The organism is Zoogloea sp. (assembly GCF_041904905.1).
Taxonomy (GTDB): Bacteria; Pseudomonadota; Gammaproteobacteria; order Burkholderiales; family Rhodocyclaceae; genus Zoogloea.
This window is the reverse complement of the sequence record NZ_JAYRMI010000069.1, coordinates 1-21,464: the sequence shown is the minus strand read 5'-3', so window position 1 is coordinate 21,464 and position 21,464 is coordinate 1. Positions and strand designations below refer to the sequence as shown.

Here is a 21,464-nt window from a genome sequence, read left to right as displayed (position 1 = left end):
CGGCGGCGCCGGCGCGGCCATCGCCGAGAGCATCATCGACGGCGCCATCGGCGGCGCCGCCGGCGAGCTGTTCCAGACCGCCGTCGACGAGGCCACCTGGGATCGCGGCGTGGCTTCGGCCATCGCCGCGCTGATGGCCGCCCTCACCCGCGGCGCAGCCTTCGGCGCGGTGGGCGGGCTGGTGGGCGGGGCGTTGTTCCAGGGCGCCAGCGCTGCCTGGCAGCGGGTCACCCGCGTGCACGGCGAAGGCGCGGTGCGCGAGGTGATCGGCGCCTTCGACGCCATCGCCCTGGGCCGCGCCGATGCGATGGAAGGCTGGTCCGAAGCCCAGCTCGAAGGGCTCTTCCACGCCCGCCGGCTGGCCCTGGCCGGCGAGGACGAATCCGCCGCGGCGCTGCTGCGCCGGCTCGACGTGGTGCCCGAGGGGCGCGCCGACGACCTGATCGCCGCCTTCCGCGCCCGGCGCGAGCTGGTGGTGCGCGCCGCCGCCGAGATGGGCGTGCCGGTGGACGACCCCGGCATCGCCCAGCGGCTCGGGCTCGACGGCGTGATGGTGGGCGGCGGGCTGGCCCCGGGCAGCGCCGAAATCCGCTACGCGGTGGGGCTCGACGGCGTGCAACGGCTCGACCTGTGGGTTGGCCCCGGCACCCGCCTGGGCGACGTGACCATCCACCGGGAAACCGTGCAGGCGCTGCGCCGCTGGGGCGACGAGACCGGCAACCTGCGCGGCATGCTGGAGCGGGTGCGGGCCTGGGCCCGTGGCGGCACCCTGTCGAACCAGGAGGAGGTGGTCCTCGAACTGCAGAAGCACGCCCGCATGATCGAGGCCCGGGAACGCGCCCTGTCCGGCCTCACCCCGGGTAGCGACACCGCCCACCGGCTGCAGCAGGAGATCGCCAACCTCCAGACCGCGGCCGACGCCTTCCAGGCCCGGCTCACCGGCTTTGGCGTGCCCGAAGGCGTGATCGCCGGGCGGGGCGGTCGCGGCGAGCCCGACCTGAGCCTCCGCGGGCCGGCCCGCGTCTCGTCCGAGCCGCCCTTCGACTACCGGGTGCGCCGCTTCAACGACATCACCGATCTGCCGCGAAACCTGGACGGCACCCTCGCCCCCCTGCCCGAAGGCGTGGTCTACACCTTCCCGGACGGCACGCGGGTGTGGCGCGAGAACGGCCTCGTCCGCCACGACACCACCATCCGCCGCGGCGCCGGCCGCCGGGACACCGAGCTGGAATTCCTCAGCGCCGGCGAGCACGGCCGGCCGGAGGTGGCCGGCATGGAGCGCGCCCACACCCTGGGCCAGGGCACCGGCTTCGAGAGCCCCTTCGGCATCCTGCTGGCGCCGGCCGAGGTCAACCAGATCATCCAGAACAACGGCGTCGAGGAGCTGCTGCGCGGCTTTCAGGCCGCCGCCGCGCCGGGCGAGCGCTTCCACCTGTCCACCCTCACCCAGGCCCACTCGGGCACCTCCAGGCTGGCCGAGGTGCGCTACCGGGTCTCGGTGGAGCGCGGCAGCGGGTCGCCCGAGTTCCTCTTCGAGTACCGCATCGCCGTGGGGCGCGATGCGCCGTTTGCCGTCGAACACGGGCTGGCCAACATCACCGAGAGCCCGGAACTCTCCAACTACTTCGACCTGGTGGATGTGCCCGCCCGGCTGCGCACCCGCTTTGCCATGCGCGCCCGGGGCGGCACGGCGCCCATCGTGCGCGCCGAAAACTGGGCCAGCGTCGAACCCCTGATCGACACCCCGGTGGCGACGGCGGTGCTGCCACCCGGCTACATCCGCGCCCGGGGCAGCGACGGCAGCTGGACGATCCGCCGCCGCGACCCCAACGACCTGCGCTTCCAGCGCCTCACCGTCCGGCCCGGCCCGAGCGGCGAGCCGGTGATCGCCGTCTGGCGACCTTTCGAATGACCCACGTGGCGGAGAATCGACCATGGACACGCCCACCAAACGGCAAAAATTGCCGCCCATCGCCCGGGACAAGCCGGCCGAAAGCAGGGCAGACCGCATCGCCCGGGGCGAACGCCCCCCCTCGTCCAGCCGCGCCGCCCGCGATCCGGCCCCAGCCGCCCTGGCGCTGGGGCCCGGGCAGGCGCTCCCCGCCGCCGAACGCCGCTACTTTGAGAACCGCCTGGGCGCCGATCTCGCCGGGGTGCGCGTACACCCCGACGCCCCGGCCGCCCTCGACCTGGGCGCCAACGCCTTCGCCGCCGGCCGCGACATCGGCTTTGCCCCCGGCCGCTGGCGCCCCGGCACCCATGACGGCCGTCGCCTGCTGGGCCACGAGCTGGCCCACGTGCTGGAGCAAGGCACCCGCCGCCAGACCGCCCTGCAGCTCGACGAAGCCCCCAAGCCCGAGGACGGCGACAAGGCCGCCGAGGCGCTCACCGAAGGCGTCAAGACCGTCGTCGAACAGGCCAAGGAGAACGAAGGCGTCAAGCAGACCCTCCTCGACCCCGCCAAGCGCTACGCCCTGGGCCAGTGGAACGCTCTTGGCACCGGCCAGCAGGTGGGCGTGGCCGGCTTCGGGGCCGGCACCTACGGCCTCGCCCTGGGCGCCGGCCTCAGCGATCCGGCCGGCCGCAAGCTGCTCTCCGACGTGAACCTCGCTGCCCCCCTGGGCCTCATCCCCTACTCCACCCTCACCGATTTCCGCTACATCCTGCCCGCCACCCCGGGCGGGCCCACCCAGCTCAAAGCCTCGTTCTCCGGCGACGACCTGCTGGGGCTCGCCCACCGAAAGCTGGCGTGGTGCCCACCGATGACCCTCAGCCTCGACCTGGGCTGGCAAATCGACCCCGCCAGCGGGGTCAGCCTCAGCACCGCCAAGGCCACCTGGGGCGTGATGCCCGGAGTCTCGCTGCAGGCGGGCAGCGGCGTGGGGCTCGACTGGAAGCCCACCGTCACCGGCCCCGACGGCCAGACCGCCACGGTGATGAAATCCCTCCCCGCCCCCGCCGGTGCCGGCGCCACCCCCGCCGGGGTCGGCGTGTTCGTCACCGTCGATCTGCTGAAGGCGCCCTTCGTGCCAGCGCCCATCCGCGCCGCGCTGGGCGGCCAGCCGGACAAATAAAGCCATGACCGCGCGACGCGAGCACGTCCACGACGACGCCCGACGGCCCCGGGTCGGCACGGCAAGCGACCCTGCCGAACGCCAGGCCGACCGCGTCGCCGACACCCTGACCGGCAGCGCACCGCCTCAGGCGCTGGCCTGCGCAGCCTGTGGCGACGGCGGCACGCCCTGCCCCGCCTGCGCCAGCGGCGCCGCCACCCTGAGCCGACGCTCCCTGGGCGCCCCGCGGCCCACACCGAGCGGCGGCTGGGCCCCGGCCCAGGCCGACCGGCCACCCGTCCCGCTGCCCGAGGGCGAGCGCCGGCACTTCGAACGCCGGCTGGGTGCCGACCTCTCGGCCATCCGGGTCCACACCGGCCCGGGCGCCGGGCAGGCCGCCCGGGCCGTGGGCGCCCGCGCCTTCGCCTGGGGCACCAACCTCTTCTTCGGCCCCGGCGAGTACCAGCCCCACACCGCCAGCGGGCGTCGCCTGCTCGCCCACGAGGTGGCCCACACCCTGCAAGCCGACGCCGGCCCCGCCCTGCTCCGGCGCGAAACCCACGGCACCGGCGCCGCCACAACCGCCGCCGGCAGCGCCCAGGTGCTCTCCGACGTCCTCGCCAGCGACACCGAATACCAGCCCGAAGACCCCTGGGAGGCGCTCTACAACATCTTCCGCAACCAGGGCAGCCCCCAGTTTGCCGGCATGATGATCCGCCGCCTCATCGCCCGCCGCTGGTTCGAGGCCGAGAGCATCGTGCCCGACAGCGAGCCGGTGGAGGTGACCAACGCCGCCCCGCCCGGGCCCACCGTGCTGCCCGAGCGGCCGGTGTGCCGCATCCGCGGGCACGACGTCCCCCTCAGCGGTGGGCGGGTGGATCTGCGCGCCCTCGACGAAGCCTTTGGCAGCCAGCGCCTCGCCAGCCTGGCCGGCGAGGTCACCCACGACGTCCGCCAGATCGGCGAAGCCGCCGGCCTTCAGGCCCAGGCCACCGAATACGCCACGACCATCCCCGCCTTCAACACCCGCACCCGGGCCCACTTTGCCGGCGCCCGGCTCAACGAGATCGGCGCGCTGATCGATCAGGTCACCGCGGCGCGCGGCCGGGCCCGCGGGCTGGCCGCCAGCTCGGTGGCCAGCGGCTACGTGGGCGATCTCGACGCCACCCTCGGCACCCACCTCGACACCCTCACCGCCCTGCGCACCGACTACCAGGCCTGGCGCACCGCCAACCCGCGGGACGTGACCCTCAGCGAATCCACCGAAGCGCGGGCCAGCGAAGCCGCCGCCGCCCAGCGCCAGCTGATGCACGAAGGCAACTACATGGCCGCGGCGGCCTGGGGCGAGAGCGCCAACGCCAACGCCATGAGCCTGGCGATCACCGACCTGTTCGGCGGCCGCACCCAGCGGGACATCGCCGAATCCTACGACCGCGGCGAGCTGTCCTTCGACGAGATGCAGGATCTGCGCCACTGCGCGGCGGTGCGCACCGCCGTGATCGGCGTCGTCACCGTGGCGCTGATGGTGGCCACCGCCGGCATGGGCGCCGCGGTAGTGGGCGGCCTCGGCCTCGCCGCCGAAGGCACCCTCGCCTTCAGCGTGCTGGCCGGCGGCATCGAAGGCGGCGCGGTCACCGTCACCACGATGGGCATCGAACACGCCTACACCGGCACCCGCGACTTCTCCAACCCCTACGCCCAGCAGATCTGGCGTCGCGGCGCCTACACCCCCGAGCAATACCTCCTCGGCCTGGGCATGGGGTTCGGGATCGGCGGCGGGCTGGGCGCCGGCAGCTACTTCCTGCGCGGCGCCGGCAGCGCGGGCTCCGAACTCGCCCTGGCCGAACGCGGCCCCCTCAGCCTGGCCGGCAACGAGGCCCCCGGCCCGTGGGCCCCCAACGCCCGCCCGCCCCTGCTCAGCGCCGGCGACGCCCCCCTGATCCTGCCCCGGGCCGAACCCGGCCCGCAGCCCTTCGAAGTGCTCGGCATCCTCGACGACGCCGCCACCGGCACCCGCACCGTGCGGCTCCGGCTGGCCAACGGGGAGCTCGTCACCATGGTCGGCCACGCCGACACCGGCATGGGCTACATCCTGCGCGGCAACGGCGAGATGCTGAGCGTGGTGAACGGCGAGGTCACCGGCCCCACCCGGGGCCTGCTGGGGCCCGGCGGCGGCGCGACACCGGCCGCAGAGGGCGCCGCCGCGCCCGCCCCGCTGCAGTTCCAAGGCCCCGGCGGGCCGATCCGCCTGCCGGCCGCCCCGCCCATGCTGCAACTGCCCGAGCGGGCCGCGTCGGCCCCTCAGGGCCCCTCCGCCATCGAACTGTGGGGCGACACCCGCTGGGCAAACTACGGCGGCAACTGGCGCATGCGCGACGCCGCCAGCGGCCAGACCCGGATGGTCTGGCAGTTCGACGAGCAGATGGTGGCGGCCCGCCAAGGCGCCACCCCGGCCGAAACCCAGCTGCGCTACAGCCTCAACGCGCCGGAAACCTTCAGCGGCCGCAGCACCGCCCAGAGCGAGGTGATCCCCGACGTCGCCCAGACCGGCCGCCTCGGCCCCATGCCCCAGGAAGGCCCGCTGCTCACCGAAGTGAAGCACCGCAACTACCTGCTGCCCGGCCTGGAGAACGCCCAGGCCCTCGACACCGCCGGCTCGCTCCAGCGCATGTACCGGGCCGCCGGCATCGAGGCCAGCATCAACCCGGCCGCCGGCAACGCGGTGCTCCAGGTGGTCACCAGCCAGAACCTCACCGCCCAGACCCACAACCTCATCGTCCGCGAATTCGCCCGCTGGCTGATGCGCCAGGGCCTCAGCAACACCGAGGTCATGGCCATCCTCGGGCGCATCCGCTTCGGCACCGTCCGGCCCTACCAAATTCGAGGCGGAACGGTAATCATGGAGCCATGACCTCCCCCAGCCCCGCCTACTTCCGCCACCGCGAACTCGCCCTCGTCGGCGACAGCCCCACCGGCATCCGCTCGGCCTCGCTGCTCGCAGGCATCGACGGGCTGCTGCACCACTGCGGCCTCACACCCCTCCGCTACCGCCCGGTGCGGCAGCACGAAGCCGCCCTGGAGGCGCGGGCCGTCGCGGGGCTGGAGCAGGCGCTGGCGGCTGTCGGCGCCGAAGGCATCGCCCACGTGGCAGACAGCGGCCCTGCCCACCTCACGCCGGACGCCCTGGCCGCCGCCGTGGCCGATCCGGAGGTGGTCGAGCTGCGCACCGGCGGCGCCGGCTGGGCCCTGACGCTACCGCTGCGGGCCGGGGCGGTGATGGCGGTTTCGCGCTGCCCCGAGCTGTCCGCCGCGCGGCTGCCCGACCTGCTGGGCGGCCTGCTCGAAGCCTGTCAGGCCGACTGGGCGGTGGCCGACGCGCCCCTCATCCTCGCCGCCCGCCTGGCCGGCCACGCGCTCACCCCCGGCGCGGTCGAGGTGGCGGCGCCTCCGCTGGGCGCCTTCAACTGGCGCTGCGCCGACTGGCTCACCGACGTGGACTGGCGACAGGCCACGCTCCCGGCCGGGGTGCACTGCGCCCGCGCAGCCAGCGGCGCCAGCGTCGTCGAGCTCGACCCGGCCACCCCCGCCGCGATAACGGCGCTGATCGCCGCCCTCCCCGGCCTTGGCCAAACCTGGTCGCGCCCGCCTCTGCTGCGCTGGCAGCCCGACACCGGCCCGGCCCTGACCGTGCGCCCGGCCAGCCCGCCGCTCGCCGCCCGGCAACGTTTTCTGGCCGATCAGGTGAGCGCCCGCTTCGGCGTGACACCCGACAACCCGTCGCTCCACGCCGCCCTGGCCAGCCACTGGGCCGGCAGCCCGGCCACCCCGATCTGGGAAGAGGCCATCGCCGCCTTCGTGGGCGAGGCCGCGCTCTGCCACGGCGGGCGCTGGCACCGCGTGCTCGACCCGGCCCAGGTCTTCCCGGAGACGCTGATCGTCGTCGTGGAGGGGCGCGGCGCCTTCAACCCCCACGCCGCCCTGCGTCGCTGGCGCCACGGCGGCACCACCCCCTTCGCCGCGCTGGCGGCCTTCCTCGGCCCCACGCCGGGGCCCGGAAGCGACGCCGGAAAATGAAAAAGCCACTCCGAAGAGTGGCTTTTTGCGGGAATTCTTGGTCGGGGAAAGAGGATTCGAACCTCCGGCCCCTGCGTCCCGAACGCAGTGCTCTACCAGGCTGAGCTATTCCCCGACTCTACCTCGAAAACGTAAATTTTCAAGGTATTTCGCGTGGCGCCGATAAAGTTTCATACAGCGCCTTGGAAAGACCGCGATTATGTACGAACTCAGCCGAAGGTGCAAGAAGATCGATACATTTTTTCTATCGCGGGGCGCAGCAGCATTTGCTCCGCCCCATGGCCGCTCAGGCCAGCTTGGCGTCCGGGTGGGTGGCGGAGACTTCCTCGCGCTCCCACTCCTTGACGGTTTCCGACAGGAGACGGGCCTTTTCGTGGGCATCCGGCGCATGGTGGTGTTCGCGCTCGAAAGCCTCCAGCGCGTCGTGGCACGCCTCGGCCTTCGTGTGGGCATGGGTATGGGGCATGATGAACCTTCCTTCTGGATGACTGAATCATGACGATGCACGCGCTATGCTGCACCGCACAACGCAATTCTAGCCACCATACGCCGGCTTTCGCAAGCACGTTTTGCACTGCAACAACGATCGCGCCACGCCGCCCGTGACAAACCCGACGCCCCGCCCCAAATCGCATGGCGCACCGGCGCGCGCCCCAGGCGGCGCCGCTTCGCTGCTGTGCCGCCTGACTGCCGCGTTCCTGTCCGCCGTGCTGGCGGGTCTGGCGCTGGCCGCCTCCCCCGACGCGCCCGCCTCGCCGGCCGGGCCGCGCACGCTGCGGGTGGTGAGCGACGACAACTACCCGCCCTATCTCTTCCGCAACGCCGACGGCAAGGTGGAGGGCTATCTGGTGGATCTCTGGCAGCAGTGGGAATCCCGCACCGGCATCCGGGTCGTCCTCACCGCCACCAACTGGGCCGAGGCCCAGCGCATGATCGCCGACGGGCGCGCCGACGTGATCGACATGATCTACCGCACCCCCCAGCGGGAGGCGCTGTACGAGTTCTCCGCCCCCTACGCCGATCTCCCGGTGGCCATCTACACCCACACCACCATCGGCGGCATCGGCGGGGTGAGCACCCTGAAGGGCTTCGAGATCGGCGTGCAGGCGGGCGACGCCTGCATCCACCACCTCAACGGCAGCGGCATCGCCACCCTTGTCGAGTACCCCAACTACACCGAACTCATCGCCGCGGCCAAGCGTCAGGAGATCAAGCTGTTCTGCCTGGACGAGATCCCGGCCAACTTCTACCTCTACAAGGCCCACGCCCAGCGCGATTTCCGCAAGGCCTTCGCGCTGTACGAGGGCCAGGCCCGGCGGGCCACCCGCAAGGGCGACACGGAGACCCTGCGGGTTGTCGAGCAGGGCATGGCCACCATCGGCCCGGCGGAGCTGTCGGCACTGCGCAGCAAGTGGTTCGGCTCGCCGCTGGACATCGAGTTCTACGGCCGCTATGTCGTGTGGGGCCTGATGGCGGTGGGCGCGGCGGGGCTGGTGCTGTTTGCCTGGAACGTGACGCTGCGCCGGCAGGTCGCCCACCAGACCCAGATTCTCAAGGCCACCCTGAGCGAGCTGCGCGAAGCCCACGCGGCCACCAGCGAGGCGGAACAGAGCCTCGCCGCCACACTCCAGGCGATCCCCGACCTGCTCTTCGAGTTCGACGCCCACGGGCACTACGTCAACGTGTTCAGCAACCAGGACGAGCTGCTGGTGGTCTCCCGCGCCAACCTCATCGGCCGGCACGTGTCTGCCGTGCTGCCCGGCCGGGAGGCCCGCACGGTGGCGGACGCCATCCAGGCCGCCGCCACCACCGGCCACGACTACGGCCGCACGATCTGCCTCGAACTGGGTGGCAGCAAGCACTGGTTCGAGCTCTCTGCCGCCCGCAAGCGGTCCGACGGGGGCGAGCTGCGCGTGCTCGTGCTGTCGCGGGACATCACCGAGCGCCGCGAGGCCGAGCGCGCCCTCCTCGCCGCCAAGGAGTCGGTGCTCATCGCCGAGAGCACCCGCCACTTCAAGGCCCTGTTCAACGCGGCGCCGGTTGCGCTGGCCTACTGCAAGGGCGACCGGATCAAGTCGATCAACCAGCGCTTCGTCGAGCTGTTCGGCTACAGCCCCGCCGACATCCCCACCCTGGCCGACTGGTGGCAGCGCGCCTACCCCGACCCGGACTACCGCCGCCAGGTGCAGGACACCTGGAACGCCGCCCTCGCCCGGGCCGCCGCCCGCGACGACGGCAAGGTGGACAGCATCGAGTACCGGGTCGCCGGCAAGGACGCCCGGACCCGCACCCTGCTGATCGGCGGCCAGCTTCTGGGCGACGGCCTCATCGCCACCTTCACCGACATCACCCTGATCCGCGAAGCCGAAGCCGCCCTGCAGGCTGGCAAGGATGCCGCCGACGCCGCCAACATGGCCAAGAGTTCCTTCCTGGCCAACATGAGCCACGAGATCCGCACCCCGATGAACGCGATCCTCGGCTACACCCACACCCTGCGGCGCGGCCCGCTGCTGCCCGAGCAGGCCGACCGTCTGGACAAGATCGAGGACGCCGGGCATCACCTGCTGGCGATCATCAACGACATCCTGGACATCTCCAAGATCGAGGCCGGCCGGCTGGTGCTGGAGCACACCCCTTTCCACCTGGGCTCGGTGGTGGATTACGTGCGCTCGCTGGTGGCCGAGCCGGCCGCGGCCAAGGGCCTGCGGCTGGACGCGGACTACGACGACGTGCCCTTGCACCTGGTGGGCGATCCCACCCGGCTGCGCCAGGGGCTGCTCAACTTTGCCAGCAACGCGGTGAAATTCACCCCGGCGGGCAGCATCGTCCTGCGCACCCGGCTCGAAGCCCGCGACGGCGACCGGCTAACGGTGCGCTTCGAGGTGGAAGACACGGGCATCGGCATCGCCGCCGACGGGCTGCCGGATCTGTTCCAGCCCTTCCGGCAGGTGGACGCCTCCACCACCCGCAAGTACGGCGGCACCGGCCTGGGGCTGGCGATCACCCAGCGTCTGGCCCGGCTGATGGGCGGCGACGCGGGCGTGGAGAGCACCCCCGGCAAGGGCAGCCGCTTCTGGTTCACCGCCCGTCTCGAAGCCGGCGCGGCGCCCGTCGACATTCCGAGCGGCGCGCCCGACTGCGCCGAAGCCCGCCTCCGTGCCCACCACGCCGGCACGCCGATCCTGCTGGTGGAAGACGACCCGGTGAATCAGGAGGTGGCCATCGAACTGCTTCGGGACACCGGGCTGGCGGTGGACGTGGCCGACAACGGCCGGATCGCCGTGACCAAGGCGGCCGGCGCCAGCTACGCGGCCATCCTGATGGACATGCAGATGCCCGAAATGGGCGGCCTCGAAGCCACGGCCCGCATCCGCGACCTCCCCGGTCACCGCCTGACGCCCATCATCGCGATGACCGCCAACGCCTTCGACGAAGACCGCGAGCGCTGCACCCAGGCCGGCATGAACGACTTCATCGCCAAGCCGGTGGAGCCCGAGCTGCTCTTCGAGACCCTCGCCCGCTGGCTCGGGCCGGGGGCCTGAGGGCGTTCAGCCGCGCCCGAGCGAGGCCAGATCGGCGGGCGTATCCACGTCCAGCAGCACGCCCGGGTCGTCGAGCGCAAGCTGCGTCAGGCATGCCCCGTTGGCGCGGAGGATCGCCCGGGCGCCTTCGTCGCCCTGCAGCCCCATCAGCGCGTCGCGCCAGCGCGGGGCAAACCCCACCGGGTGCCCGCGCCGGCCGGCAAACGCCGGCGCAGCCAGGGCCGCGCCGTCCGCAATCGCGTCGCGCACGGCGCCCAGCGTTGCCACGCGGATGCACGGCATGTCGGCCAGCGCCACCAGCCAGCCCGCGGCGTGCGGGCTGGCCGCCACGCCGGCAGCCAGGCTGTGGCCCATGCCGTCGCGGGCAGCCGCGCAGCGGATCACCGCCAGCCCCTCGGCCTCGATCAGCCCGGCGAGTTCATCCTGCTCGGGGCGCAGCACCGCGATGCTGTCGGGGCATGCGGCCTTCAGGGCCCGGGCGGCGGCCACCGCCACCGGCGTACCGTCCGCCAGCGGCTGGCGCAGCTTGTCGGCCCCGAAGCGCCGCCCCTGCCCCGCCGCCAGCAACAGGCCGACGATGTGCGCCACCGGCTAACCCAGCCCGCAGCCGGCGCTGGCCGGGGTGGCGGGCTCGGGGCGGATCACCGCCACGCCGTTCTTCACCGCGGTCATCTCGGCCAGGATCGACACCGCGATCTCCGGCGGCGTGCGGCTGCCGATGGGCAGGCCGATGGGGCCGTGGAGCCGGCCCACCTCCGCCGCCGACAGGTCAAAGTACGCCAGCAGCCGCGCCCGCCGGGTTGCGTTGTTGGCCCGCGAACCCAGCGCCCCCACGTAGAAGGACGGCGACTTGAGCGCTTCGAGGAGCGCCATGTCGTCCAGCTTGGGGTCGTGGGTGAGCGCAACGATGGCGGTGTGCGGGTCGGGCCGCATCGCCGTCACCGCGTCGTCGGGCATGCCGGGCACCAGCGGCGCGCCGGGCACGTCCCACTCGGCGGCGTACTCCTCCCGCGGGTCGCACACGCTCACCGCGTAATCCAGCGCCTGGGCCATCGGCGCCAGGTAGCGGCCGATCTGGCTGGCGCCGATGATGAGCAGCCGCCAGCGCGGGCCGTGGAGGGTGGACAGGCGCCGCCCATCCCAGGCGAGCAACTCGCCCCGGCAGGCATCGGCCACCGCCACCGCGCCGCCGTCGAGGTCGACGGTGCGCCGCACCAGCTGGCCCGCCTCGATCCGCGCCGCCAGATCGGCGAGCCGGGCCGTGTCCGGCGCCGGCTCCACCACCAGCTCCAGCGTGCCACCGCAGGGCAGGCCAAAGCGGGCCGCCTCGTCGCGGGTCACGCCGTAGGTCAGCACGAAGGGCTGGCTGCCGGCGATGCGGCCGTCCGCCATGCGGGCAACAAGGTCGTCCTCAATGCAGCCGCCGGACACCGAACCCTGCACCCGGCCGTCGTCCCGCAGCGCCATCCAGGCCCCAGGCGGCCGCGGCGCCGAGCCCCAGGTGCGGGCCACCGTGACCAGCGCCGCCCGGTGGCCTTCGGCCGCCCAGCGGCGCAGGGCCGCGAGCACCTGCAGATCCTGGCTATCCATGATTTGCCTCCTTCCGGCAACGGGCGGCCATCGTCAGGCCTTGAGCTGGCTGGCCTGGAAAGGCAGCCGGGTAAGCCACCGCCCGGTGGCCGCAGCGATCGCGTTGGCCACGGCCGGGGCCACCGGCGGCACGCCCGGCTCGCCGATACCCGTGGGGTTGCCGGCAGACTGGACGATGTGCACCTCCACCTTGGGCATCTCGTCGATGCGGATCGGCGCGTACTCGCCAAAGTTGCCCTGCTCCACCACGCCATCCTTCAGGGTGATCTCGCCGTGCAGCGCGGCCGACAGGGCAAAGCCCACCGAGCCTTCCACCTGCGCCCGCACGTTGTCCGGGTTGATCGCCATACCGCAATCCACGGCCGCAATCACCCGATCCACCTTCACGCTGCCGTCGGCGGCCACCGTCACCTCGGCCACCTGAGCAACAAAGGAGTGGAAGGATTCATGCACCGCCACGCCACGCCCGCGCCGCTCGCCGGGCTTGCCGGCCGCCAGCGGGCTGCCCCAGCCGGCCTTGTCGGCGGCCAGCCGGAGCACCGCAGCGTGGCGCGGATGCTTGTCCAGCAGCTTGAGGCGCATCGCGACCGGGTCCTGCTTCGATTCGGCGGCCAGCCGGTCGAGGAAGGTTTCGGTGGAGTAAGCCGTGTGGGTCGAGCCCACCGAGCGCCACCACAGCACCGGCACGCCGATGTCCTTGGGGGTGTGCAGCTCCACCTGCAGGTTGGGGATGGCGTAGGGCAGGTTGGCCGCGCCCTCCACCGACACCGCGTCGATGCCGTCCTTCACCATCACCGACTCAAAGGCCGAGCCGGTGATGATCGACTGGCCCACCAGCCGGTGGCGCCAGGCGCGGATGCTGCCGTCGGCGTCCAGCGCGGCCTCGATCCGGTGGTGGAACAGCGGGCGGTAGTAGCCCGCCTTCATGTCGTCCTCGCGCATCCACACCAGCTTGACCGGGGCCTTCGTGCCGCTGGCCTTGACGATGGACGCAGCCTCGCGCAGGTAGTCGGACTGGGTACACGCCCGCCGGCCAAAACTGCCGCCAGCGTAGAGCATGTGGATGGTCACCCTCTCGGGCGGCAGGTCGAACATCGCCGCCAGGGTGGCCTGGTCGACGGTCTGGAACTGCTCGCCGTTCCACACCTCCAGGCCGTCGGCGGTGCGCTGCACCACGCAGTTCATCGGCTCCATTGCGGCGTGGGCCAGATACGGGAAGTCGTAGCTGGCGGTGACCACCCTGGCTGCACCGGCAAAGGCGCCGGCCGCGTCGCCCTGGGTGCGCGCCACGAGGCCCGGCTTGCCGGCCAGCTCGTGGTAGCGGGCGAGGATCTCGTCGGAGCCCAGCTTGAAGGCGGCGCTGTCGTCCCACTCGACCACCAGCGCGTCGCGGCCCTTCTTGGCGGTCCAGGTGTCGCGGGCCAGCACGGCCACGCCGGCAGGCACCGTCACCACATCCACCACGCCCTTGATGGCCTTGGCCTTGCTGGCATCCACCGACTTTGCCTTGCCGCCGAAGCGCGGCGGGTGGGCGACCACCGCCACCAGCATGCCGGGCAGGTGGACGTCCTGGGTGAACTGGGCCGAGCCATCGGTCTTCGCGGCGCTGTCCTTGCGGGGGGCGCGCTTGCCGATCAGGCGGAAATCCTTCGGGTCCTTGAGGGCGACCTGGGCCGGCACGGCTTCGAGGGCGGCGGCTTCGGCCAGCTCGCCAAAGCTCGCCTTGCGACCGCTGGCCGCGTGGCGGACCACACCTTCGGACACGCCGATCTCGGCGGCCGGCACGTTCCAGCGCTTGGCGGCGGCGGAGACCAGCATCGCCCGGGCGGTGGCGCCGGTCTGGCGCATCTGACCCCAGGAGTTGGCCATCGCGGTGCTGCCACCGGTACCCTGGGCGGCGCCGAAGAACAGGTTGTTGTAGCGCTTGGCGTCGGCCGGCGCGCCTTCAACCTTGACCTGCGCCCAGTTGGCGTCGAGTTCTTCGGCGACGATGGTGGCAAGGCCGGTGTAGGTGCCCTGCCCCATCTCCAGGTGCTTGGAGATCACGGTGACGGAATTGTCGGCGCCGATGCGCAGGAAGGGCGTGGGCGCAAAGCTGGCAGCCGCGGCGCCGCTGGCTGCGGGCTTGGCCGCCTGACCGATGCCGGGCACAGCAATGCCGAGGGTGAGGCCCGCGGCGCCCTGCAGAAAGCCGCGGCGGGAAAGGTTCTCGATGGGGTTGTGGCGTTGGGTGGTCATGGAGGGCTCCTTACGCCAGGGCCTTGGCGGCTTCGTGGATGGCAGCGCGGATGCGCACGTAGGTGCCGCAACGGCACAGGTTGCCCGCCATCGCAGCGTCGATGTCGGCATCGGTGGGCTTGCGCTTGGTCGAGAGCAGGCTCACGGCGCTCATGATCTGGCCCGACTGGCAGTAGCCGCACTGCACCACGTCCAGCTTGCGCCACGCTTCCTGCACCGCCTTGCCGACGCGGGAGCCATCCACCGCCTCGATGGTGGTGACCTTCTTGCCCACCACGTCCGACACCGGGGTGACGCACGAGCGCACCGGCTGGCCATTCACGTGCACGGTACAGGCACCGCACAGGCCGGCGCCGCAGCCGAACTTGGTGCCGGTGAGGAGCAGGGAATCCCGCAGCGTCCATAGCAGCGGGGTGTCGGCGTCGACATCGGCCTTGCGGGGCGTGCCGTTCACGGTGAGCTGGATCATCTTCAATCTCCGAGGGGGGCGAGGGGTTGGGCGGGAGGCGTCAGGAGGGCCCGGGCTGAAACGCCCTGCGCTGACAAGCACGAGCGCAACCCGACCAGTCAGGACGCCCTCACTCCTCACGCCTTCACGTTTTTAGGGAATTTAGCCCAGGTCAAGCCGGACGGCATTGCAGAATCCTGTGAGATTCTTGCCCGATCCTCCAGACTTGAACCCAACACGTGGCCTTCCGCCCCGGCCGGCGCTAATCTTCGGCCAGCCCCCGACGAGGAAAAACCATGCTCGAATCAGGCCTTTCACCCTCGGCGCCAGCGGCTGCGCTCGACGCCGCGCGCCGGGCCCTGGCCGACATCATTGAACGATATTGCACCGACGACGGCCCCATGACGACGCCCGTGCCAGGCCTCAGCCTGTTCCGCGCCTCCAGCACCAGCACGCCGATCTGCGCGGTGTACCGGTCGGTGCTGGCGGTCGCCGTACAGGGTAGCAAGCACCTCATGCTGGCCGACGAACGCTTCCAGTACGACAGCCGGCACTACCTCATCACCTCGGTGGATCTGCCGGTGATGGGCCAGATCACCGAGGCCACACCCGACAAGCCCTACCTGTGCGCGGTGTTCGACATGGACGCCCGCAAGATCGCCGAACTGGCCGGCGGCCTGCCGTTCGCGCCCCCCTCGTCCGGCAACGGCCAGCTCGGGCTGGGTGTGAGCGCCCTCACCCTGCCGGTGATGGACGCCCTGCTACGCCTCGCCAGGCTGCTCGATACGCCCCAGGACATTCCGGTGCTGGCGCCCCTGCACGAGCGCGAGCTGCTGTACCGCCTGCTCTCCGGCGAACAGGGGTCGCGCCTGCGGGCCATCGCCGCCGCCGACAGCCAGGGCCACCGCACCGCCCGGGCCGTGGCGTGGATCAAGGAGAACTTCGACCAGCCGCTGTCCATCGATGCGCTGGCCGACGCCGCCAACATGAGCAAGTCGTCGCTCCACCAGCATTTCAAGGCCCTCACGGCGATGAGTCCGCTGCAGTACCAGAAGCAGATCCGGCTGCAGGAGGCTCGCCGGCTGATGTTGCTCGAATCGCTCGATGCCGCGTCGGTGGCGCGCCGGGTGGGCTACGAGAGCCCGTCCCAGTTCAGCCGGGAGTATCGCCGCCTGTTCGGCGCCCCGCCCCTGCGGGATGTGGCGCGGATGCGCTGAGGGCGGCTTGGGCAGACACCGGGGAGCAGATCGGAAAGCACCGCCCGACGAGCCCGGGCGGCAAAAACAAAAATGGAGCATGGCCCTGTGGGCGATGCTCCATCTTGCGCCGAACCCCGGCGGGCTCGACAGGAATGATTGGTCGGGGAAAGAGGATTCGAACCTCCGGCCCCTGCGTCCCGAACGCGTTTCCAACCCCTGCAAACACGGTACTTGTTAATCAAAACACCGTTTAATCAAGGCTTTACTATGCAACAGCGCGCAGCTGAATGCAACAACGTATCGAATTTTCCGGGCCTCTTGGAGCAGGATTGGAGCACAGATCGGGTTAGTCGCCCCTGCTCAATAAATGCAATTCGGATAAATCGCAGGTTTCGTGCTCCGTCGACCTATACTCGTCTTTGGACGCACGTCGACAATGACCGAACCCTACACCCCGATCACCAAAGAGATGGCGGCACAGATTCTGAACGTCTCGAAGCGCACCATCGACAACTGGCTTGCGGACGGCAGCATCGTGCAACCGCAGGCAATCGGGCGGCGGGTGTACTGGCACCCGCAGATCTTCTACGCGTGGCTCGACCTGAGGCTGGGCATCAACTGCGATACGACCTCAATCCCGAGACCCATTCAAGGCAAACCCCGCGGGCGTCCTCGCGCCACGCTTCGTCGTACCTGCCACTGAACCTTCTCGTCGCTCAGCAGGCGTTCGGGCCGGAGAAGCCCCGTTGGTCTCAATGAGCGGAGAGCAGTTCCCCAACGGTCACCCCGAGCGCCACTGCGAGACGCTCGATGTTGTCGATCGAGATATTCCTGACTTCGCGCTCAACGTGAGCCACGAATGTGCGGTGCAGCCCGGACTCCAGTGCAAGGTCTTCTTGTGACCACCCCTTCGCAGCGCGCAGCGCACGGACGTTGGCGGCCAGAATGGCGCGGGCGCGAGGATACGTTGATGTCAAGCTTCGTCGGGCGTGATGGAAAGCCGACGCATCTTCACTGGATTGACGCGTTTAAGTCAGCCGCGTATAAGTCACATCCCACATTGTGACTTATACGCATCAACAAACGAGGCTAGATACACACTGGTCAAGCCTCTGTCTGGTTCAGGGAAGAACGAGCGACATGTCCCCATCAAACCCTCTATCGCCCGCAGGTCCACGAGACTCTCGATTCCTCGGCGTATCGGAAGAACTCTGCTTCGTCGCCACCTGGCTACCTCGTGGTCCCCATGGCTACGCCTCGTTGCTGGCCAAAGAGTTCAACCGCCAAGTTGGCGCCCATCGTCTTGTCGTCAAACTGCTGATAGGCACTCTCAGGGGCAACGACATGGTGTTACATCGGTGCGGGAACAGCCAGTGCCACAACCCCTACCATTTGTACGTTGGCGGAGATGCCGAGAACCATCGGGACAAGCTTCTTCATCGAGAAGCGCGGGCGCGGTTCGCACGCCTTTTCGCCGATGACCGAAGCGATGCATCACCAGTCCTCACGCCCCGCCCCCTCGTGCTCAGCACCGAGGCGTCTCGTCTGGATGCAAGATTCGGGGGATTCACTCCCGACGATTGCTTCTACGCGGACTGGCTTCATCCGACATTTGACGGCTACAGACAGTTGTGTGAGACAACACACGCTGGCGATGTCGTTGGAGCGCACCGCAAAATCTACGCGCTCTTTAACGGCCCGCTTGGCAGATACGACATCGTCGGCCACAGGTGCGCCGACCGGACATGTCTGAACCCTTACCACCTCCGCGTCGCTGGTGAGCACACTTCCCGCAGGGACTTCAATGCCAGGCACGACAAGCGCTACAAGCTGACTGACGCTGGCCTTGACATGATTGCCGATCCAACCCAGCGCACCGCGGAACTCGCCAAAAGCCTGGGACTACATCCGCAGACCATCCTGAGCTACCGTCGGGAATTGCTAGGTGCCACAGGCCATGCAAGGTGAATCCAGGTCATCCCAAAGAAAATGGAATCACGCCACGTCATTCCAGGGACGTCGCACTATACTTTCATGCAGTTCATCGAACTGCCGCACGTCGGGACGGGGACTACACACCAGCCGACGTGGGATAAGCCGGCACTGGGGGACTGTCTTGAGAAACCGGCACAGGCGGCGAGGCTAGCACCTGGAGACGAACGGCTGGCGGGCGAGGCGGCTCCGACGGGCATGAACCTGTTGGCGAGGCTGAGTTGAAGGCTTTTCCAGGCTCGCGCCAGGAGGGCTGGGCTCAGCCCACCAACAAACATGTGTCGAATTGGATACGCAAAGCGAGGTTCTTGGCTGAGCCGCTTTGCTGGGGTAGCTCAGACCGGCAACCCAAAAAATATGGGTTCGCATGGATATGTTGGACTGCGCGCCTACAGCCCCCAGCCCCGTACCACCTTCAAGTTGCGCCTATGAATATCATTGACTGCTCGCCGACATGCGTGAGCCAGTTGGAGATGGCACGAGCCAGTTCAACGGTGAATACCTAGCTGCCGTGTACGCTTGAACTCTGGCCGGGAGCGTTGGCTGATCGACGCTCTTTGCACCGGGGAGCTATTCGGTCTCAGGCGCAGCTTTCCAACAAACCGACGAGTAGCACGCTCCGACCTACCTCAGCCATGCGGAAAGAACGGTGCAGGAACCACAGCGACCAGCTTAAATACCGCCATAACGGTATTTAATCGCAAAAACCCCCATCTGCGGCCTAAAATACCGTCTTAACAGTATTTTTGAGATCAGCATGCGTCGAGTCACGCCAAAAGCCTTCCCCGACGAGCCCCTGTTGCAGGACGCGGCCGCCGTTGCAGAGTTCATCCGGGCCGCCAGAACCCAGGGTGGCCTGACTCTCGAAGAAGCTGCGTTAATTACTGGCATTGCGAAGAGCACGATGCAGAAACTTGAAACCACACCAGGGTCCGTAGGCTTCGCCACGGTGCTGCATGTCGCACGGGAGTTAGGGGTTTCTCTCTTCGCGTTTCCCGCAGAGCAGCGCGAACGGGTTCGTCGGCTGACCGCCCGGCGGGTGGCGTCCGAGGCGGACGGTTCGGTGTCCCAAGGCCCGATGACTGGAGCCGACCAGCCATAGGCCGGATGATGTTCGCGGGGAAGGCATCTGCCGCATACCAACGCGTCCAAGCAGCCAAGCCTCCTTATCTCAATTTTGTACTGTTCTGGGACCAGAACAGTACAAAATTAGATCTTTCTTCCTTAACACTATCTGCTCAAGCCACTCTCTCGACTCAAGGGAAAGGGTGGTAGTCACGCCCAGGGGGGGGTGACGTTGCCCCGTTTCCGTGGAAAACCCATCCATCAGGAACAAGGAGTCCACCATGCCCAAATCCAGACCTCCCCTACCCGGCGGAGTTTCGCCAACAGATACTCAAACTCGCGTAGCCCGGCTGAACTCTCACGGGAGTTCGGCCCGACCACCCAGAAGATCATGAACTGGCTGGCCCAGGCCCCCAGGAATGCAGGCAAGCCCTTGCCCGGCAAGGAAGGCCTCTCGAGAGCCGAGAGCGAGGAACTCACGCGTCTACGTCGGTAATTGCGCCAAGTGAAGATGGAGCGCGACATCCTGGCAAAGGCTTCGGCCTGGTTCGCCTGAAAGAGCGATGCGGCTTCGTCGAACTCTTCGAACTCGTGATGGCGAACCAGGCCAACTTTCCCGTCCGTACCCAGTGCCGCGTGCTTCAGGTATCACCCAGCAGCTTCTTCGCCTGGCACCAGCGCCCGCCCAGTCGGCGGGAAATGAAGCTGATTGAACGGATCCGTACGATCCGCGCCGAATCCGATGGCACCTACGGCCGGGCGCGGATCCGGGCGGAGGTGATCGATCAGGGAGTGAAGACCAGCAGCAAGCGGGTGGCGCGCCTGATGTGTCTGGCCGGGCAGCGCGGCGTGAGCCGGCACCGGGGCTTCGTCGTCACCACGCGCCGGGATCACCGGCAGGGCATGATTTGCGCATGCCGCTGCCCGCCAACTTCCACGAACTCGACGCCGATCCCCTGCGTCACCTGCTCATCGCACAGGACCGGGAGCTCACCTGGCGCCAGAGCAAGATCGACCAGCTCACCCACGAACTCTCGCTGCACAAGCGCTGGCGCTTTGGCGTGAAGACCGAGCGCCTGCCGGCGGAGCAGGCCCAGCTGTTCGAGGAGACGGTCGAAGCCGACCTCGCGGCGATGACCGAGGAGCTGGAACAGCTCTCCGGCAAACAGTCTGCGGCCAAGGGACAGGCCAAGCGCAAGCCGCTGCCGTTTGATCTGCCCCGCACCGAGATCCGCCACGAGCCGGACAGCACCACCTGCGCCTGCGGCTGCCAGATGAAACGCATCGGCGAGGACGTGGCCGAGAAGCTCGACTACACCCCGGGCACCTTCAGCGTCGAGCGCCACATCCGCGGCAAGTGGGCGTGTGCCCAGTGCGAAACCCTGGTACAGGCCCCGGTGCCCGCCCACGTGATCGACAAGGGTATCCCCACCACCGGGCTCTTGGCCCAGGTGCTGGTGGCCAAGTATCAGGATCATCTGCCGCTGTACCGCCAGGAAGGCATCTTCGGCCGGGCGGGGCTCGCGATTCCCCAATCCACGCTCGCCCAATGGGTCGGCCAGATGGGCGTGCAGCTTCAAGCCTTGGTCGATGCGCTGAAGGCAGAACTCCTCACCTTCCCAGTATTGCATGCCGACGAGACGCCGGTGGCCATGCTCGACCCGGGGGCCGGCAAGGCGCACCGGGCCTACCTGTGGTCCTACAGCATCGGTGCCCACGATCCGGTCCGGGCGGTGATCTACAACTTTGCCGACAGCCGCGCCGGCAAGCACGCCCAGGACTTCCTCGGCGACTGGCGCGGCACCCTTGTCTGCGACGATTACGTGGGCTACAAGGCCTTGATCGCCAAAGGCGTGACGGAAGCGGGCTGCATGGCCCACGCCCGACGCAAGTTCTTCGAGTTGCAGGAGCACGGGCAGAGCCAGATCGCCGGCGAGGCGCTGGAGCGAATCGCCGCCGTCTACGCCATCGAGTTGGCGGCGCGTGAGCTGGATGCCGAGGCGCGCCAGGCCCCCCGCGTCAGAATACTTGCCACCTCGATAGAATCCTGAATTCGGGGGCGATGATGAGAGAACGACTTGGCGCGATACGGACAAGAATTCAAAGACAGAGCGGTGGCGCGGTTGCTGCCGCCGGAGAGTGCAACGGTGGAGTCGGTTGCGCATGAAATCGGTGTAGGGGTTTCGACCCTGGAGCGCTGGAGGAGTGATGCGCTGTCCAGGCCCGCTCGCGAGCGGGCCTGGACAGCGGCGGCCCGGTTTGA

At 69.4% G+C, this 21,464-nt stretch carries 17 protein-coding genes, 1 tRNA gene and 1 pseudogene; 12 read left to right on the top strand and 7 right to left on the bottom strand.

Annotated features, from left to right (window positions below; translation table 11 throughout):
• The 4 genes from ACE3N6_RS15900 to ACE3N6_RS15885 form a co-directional block, all read left to right on the top strand.
• Positions 1–1,912: polymorphic toxin type 4 domain-containing protein (locus ACE3N6_RS15900; RefSeq protein WP_374246763.1), on the top strand; the 1,912-nt coding region annotated here is incomplete at its 5' end.
• A gap of 22 nt (positions 1,913–1,934) precedes the next feature.
• Positions 1,935–3,074 (top strand): DUF4157 domain-containing protein, encoded by a 1,140-nt coding sequence (locus ACE3N6_RS15895; RefSeq protein ID WP_374246762.1) that lies wholly within the window; start codon positions 1,935–1,937, stop codon positions 3,072–3,074.
• Between the two features lie 4 nt (positions 3,075–3,078).
• Positions 3,079–5,964, top strand: a complete 2,886-nt coding sequence (locus tag ACE3N6_RS15890; protein WP_374246761.1) for a DUF4157 domain-containing protein — start codon at positions 3,079–3,081, stop codon at positions 5,962–5,964.
• The gene (locus tag ACE3N6_RS15885) at positions 5,961–7,127 is read left to right on the top strand and encodes a hypothetical protein (protein WP_374246760.1); all 1,167 of its coding nucleotides are present in this window, start codon (positions 5,961–5,963) and stop codon (positions 7,125–7,127) included. Before ACE3N6_RS15890 ends, ACE3N6_RS15885 begins: the two co-directional genes overlap by 4 nt.
• A 38-nt stretch (positions 7,128–7,165) precedes the next feature.
• On the opposite strand, the gene ACE3N6_RS15880 is transcribed toward ACE3N6_RS15885, so the two are convergent.
• Together ACE3N6_RS15880 and ACE3N6_RS15875 are read right to left on the bottom strand one after the other, a co-directional pair.
• Positions 7,166–7,242, bottom strand: a tRNA-Pro gene (locus ACE3N6_RS15880).
• A 171-nt stretch (positions 7,243–7,413) separates the two neighbouring features.
• Positions 7,414–7,593 carry a hypothetical protein gene (locus tag ACE3N6_RS15875; protein ID WP_374246759.1) on the bottom strand — a complete coding sequence of 60 codons (180 nt, stop codon included), beginning with the start codon at positions 7,591–7,593 and terminating at the stop codon, positions 7,414–7,416.
• Positions 7,594–7,834: 241 nt separating this feature from the next.
• Between ACE3N6_RS15875 and ACE3N6_RS15870 the strand changes: the two genes are divergently transcribed.
• Positions 7,835–10,669: an ATP-binding protein gene (locus ACE3N6_RS15870; RefSeq protein ID WP_374246758.1), complete on the top strand. Its 2,835-nt coding sequence runs from the start codon at positions 7,835–7,837 to the stop codon at positions 10,667–10,669.
• A 6-nt stretch (positions 10,670–10,675) separates the two neighbouring features.
• Here ACE3N6_RS15870 and ACE3N6_RS15865 read toward each other — a convergent pair whose 3' ends face one another.
• The 4 genes from ACE3N6_RS15865 to ACE3N6_RS15850 are packed head-to-tail and all read right to left on the bottom strand — an operon-like array spanning position 10,676 to position 14,966.
• Entirely contained in the window at positions 10,676–11,257 is a 582-nt protein-coding gene (locus tag ACE3N6_RS15865; protein ID WP_374246757.1) for an NTP transferase domain-containing protein, read from the bottom strand.
• A gap of 3 nt (positions 11,258–11,260) precedes the next feature.
• Entirely contained in the window at positions 11,261–12,259 is a 999-nt protein-coding gene (locus tag ACE3N6_RS15860; protein WP_374246756.1) for an XdhC family protein, read from the bottom strand.
• Positions 12,260–12,292: 33 nt separating this feature from the next.
• Entirely contained in the window at positions 12,293–14,497 is a 2,205-nt protein-coding gene (locus ACE3N6_RS15855; RefSeq protein WP_374246755.1) for a molybdopterin cofactor-binding domain-containing protein, read from the bottom strand.
• A 10-nt stretch (positions 14,498–14,507) separates the two neighbouring features.
• Positions 14,508–14,966 (bottom strand): (2Fe-2S)-binding protein, encoded by a 459-nt coding sequence (locus tag ACE3N6_RS15850; protein ID WP_374246754.1) that lies wholly within the window; start codon positions 14,964–14,966, stop codon positions 14,508–14,510.
• A gap of 275 nt (positions 14,967–15,241) precedes the next feature.
• Here ACE3N6_RS15850 and ACE3N6_RS15845 point away from each other — a divergent pair, with 275 nt between their 5' ends.
• Both ACE3N6_RS15845 and ACE3N6_RS15840 read left to right on the top strand, forming a co-directional pair.
• Complete coding sequence (locus ACE3N6_RS15845) at positions 15,242–16,162, top strand: AraC family transcriptional regulator N-terminal domain-containing protein (protein WP_374246753.1); 921 nt, start codon at positions 15,242–15,244, stop codon at positions 16,160–16,162.
• Between the two features lie 418 nt (positions 16,163–16,580).
• Positions 16,581–16,847 carry a helix-turn-helix transcriptional regulator gene (locus ACE3N6_RS15840; RefSeq protein ID WP_374246752.1) on the top strand — a complete coding sequence of 89 codons (267 nt, stop codon included), beginning with the start codon at positions 16,581–16,583 and terminating at the stop codon, positions 16,845–16,847.
• 49 nt (positions 16,848–16,896) lie between these two features.
• Here ACE3N6_RS15840 and ACE3N6_RS15835 read toward each other — a convergent pair whose 3' ends face one another.
• Complete coding sequence (locus ACE3N6_RS15835; RefSeq protein WP_374246751.1) at positions 16,897–17,121, bottom strand: helix-turn-helix domain-containing protein; 225 nt, start codon at positions 17,119–17,121, stop codon at positions 16,897–16,899.
• Positions 17,122–17,404: 283 nt separating this feature from the next.
• On the opposite strand from ACE3N6_RS15835, the gene ACE3N6_RS15830 reads away from it, so the two are divergent.
• From ACE3N6_RS15830 to ACE3N6_RS15810, 5 genes and pseudogenes are all read left to right on the top strand, one after another.
• Positions 17,405–18,112 carry an HNH endonuclease gene (locus ACE3N6_RS15830; RefSeq protein ID WP_374246750.1) on the top strand — a complete coding sequence of 236 codons (708 nt, stop codon included), beginning with the start codon at positions 17,405–17,407 and terminating at the stop codon, positions 18,110–18,112.
• Between the two features lie 781 nt (positions 18,113–18,893).
• A complete protein-coding gene (locus tag ACE3N6_RS15825) occupies positions 18,894–19,238 on the top strand; it encodes a helix-turn-helix domain-containing protein (RefSeq protein WP_374246749.1) in 345 nt (114 codons plus the stop codon).
• A 557-nt stretch (positions 19,239–19,795) separates the two neighbouring features.
• Positions 19,796–20,266 (top strand): IS3 family transposase, encoded by a 471-nt coding sequence (locus ACE3N6_RS15820; RefSeq protein WP_374246748.1) that lies wholly within the window; start codon positions 19,796–19,798, stop codon positions 20,264–20,266.
• Positions 20,158–21,225: pseudogene (locus ACE3N6_RS15815) on the top strand (IS66 family transposase); the annotation flags it as partial. The gene ACE3N6_RS15820 and the pseudogene ACE3N6_RS15815, both read left to right, overlap by 109 nt.
• A 54-nt stretch (positions 21,226–21,279) precedes the next feature.
• Positions 21,280–21,464, top strand: a 185-nt coding sequence (locus ACE3N6_RS15810; RefSeq protein WP_374246747.1) for a transposase, incomplete at its 3' end; no start/stop codon positions are given.

Bases quoted from the DNA above. Each gene is read 5' to 3' on its own strand.
- ACE3N6_RS15895 (WP_374246762.1), top strand. From the start codon at position 1,935: ATGGACACGCCCACCAAACGGCAAAAATTGCCGCCCATCGCCCGGGAC.
- ACE3N6_RS15845 (WP_374246753.1), top strand. From the start codon at position 15,242: ATGCTCGAATCAGGCCTTTCACCCTCGGCGCCAGCGGCTGCGCTCGAC.
- ACE3N6_RS15885 (WP_374246760.1), top strand. From the start codon at position 5,961: ATGACCTCCCCCAGCCCCGCCTACTTCCGCCACCGCGAACTCGCCCTC.
- ACE3N6_RS15875 (WP_374246759.1), bottom strand. From the start codon at position 7,593: ATGCCCCATACCCATGCCCACACGAAGGCCGAGGCGTGCCACGACGCG.
- ACE3N6_RS15825 (WP_374246749.1), top strand. From the start codon at position 18,894: ATGCGTCGAGTCACGCCAAAAGCCTTCCCCGACGAGCCCCTGTTGCAG.
- ACE3N6_RS15890 (WP_374246761.1), top strand. From the start codon at position 3,079: ATGACCGCGCGACGCGAGCACGTCCACGACGACGCCCGACGGCCCCGG.
- ACE3N6_RS15860 (WP_374246756.1), bottom strand. From the start codon at position 12,259: ATGGATAGCCAGGATCTGCAGGTGCTCGCGGCCCTGCGCCGCTGGGCG.
- ACE3N6_RS15820 (WP_374246748.1), top strand. From the start codon at position 19,796: ATGGCGAACCAGGCCAACTTTCCCGTCCGTACCCAGTGCCGCGTGCTT.
- ACE3N6_RS15840 (WP_374246752.1), top strand. From the start codon at position 16,581: ATGACCGAACCCTACACCCCGATCACCAAAGAGATGGCGGCACAGATT.
- ACE3N6_RS15855 (WP_374246755.1), bottom strand. From the start codon at position 14,497: ATGACCACCCAACGCCACAACCCCATCGAGAACCTTTCCCGCCGCGGC.
- ACE3N6_RS15850 (WP_374246754.1), bottom strand. From the start codon at position 14,966: ATGATCCAGCTCACCGTGAACGGCACGCCCCGCAAGGCCGATGTCGAC.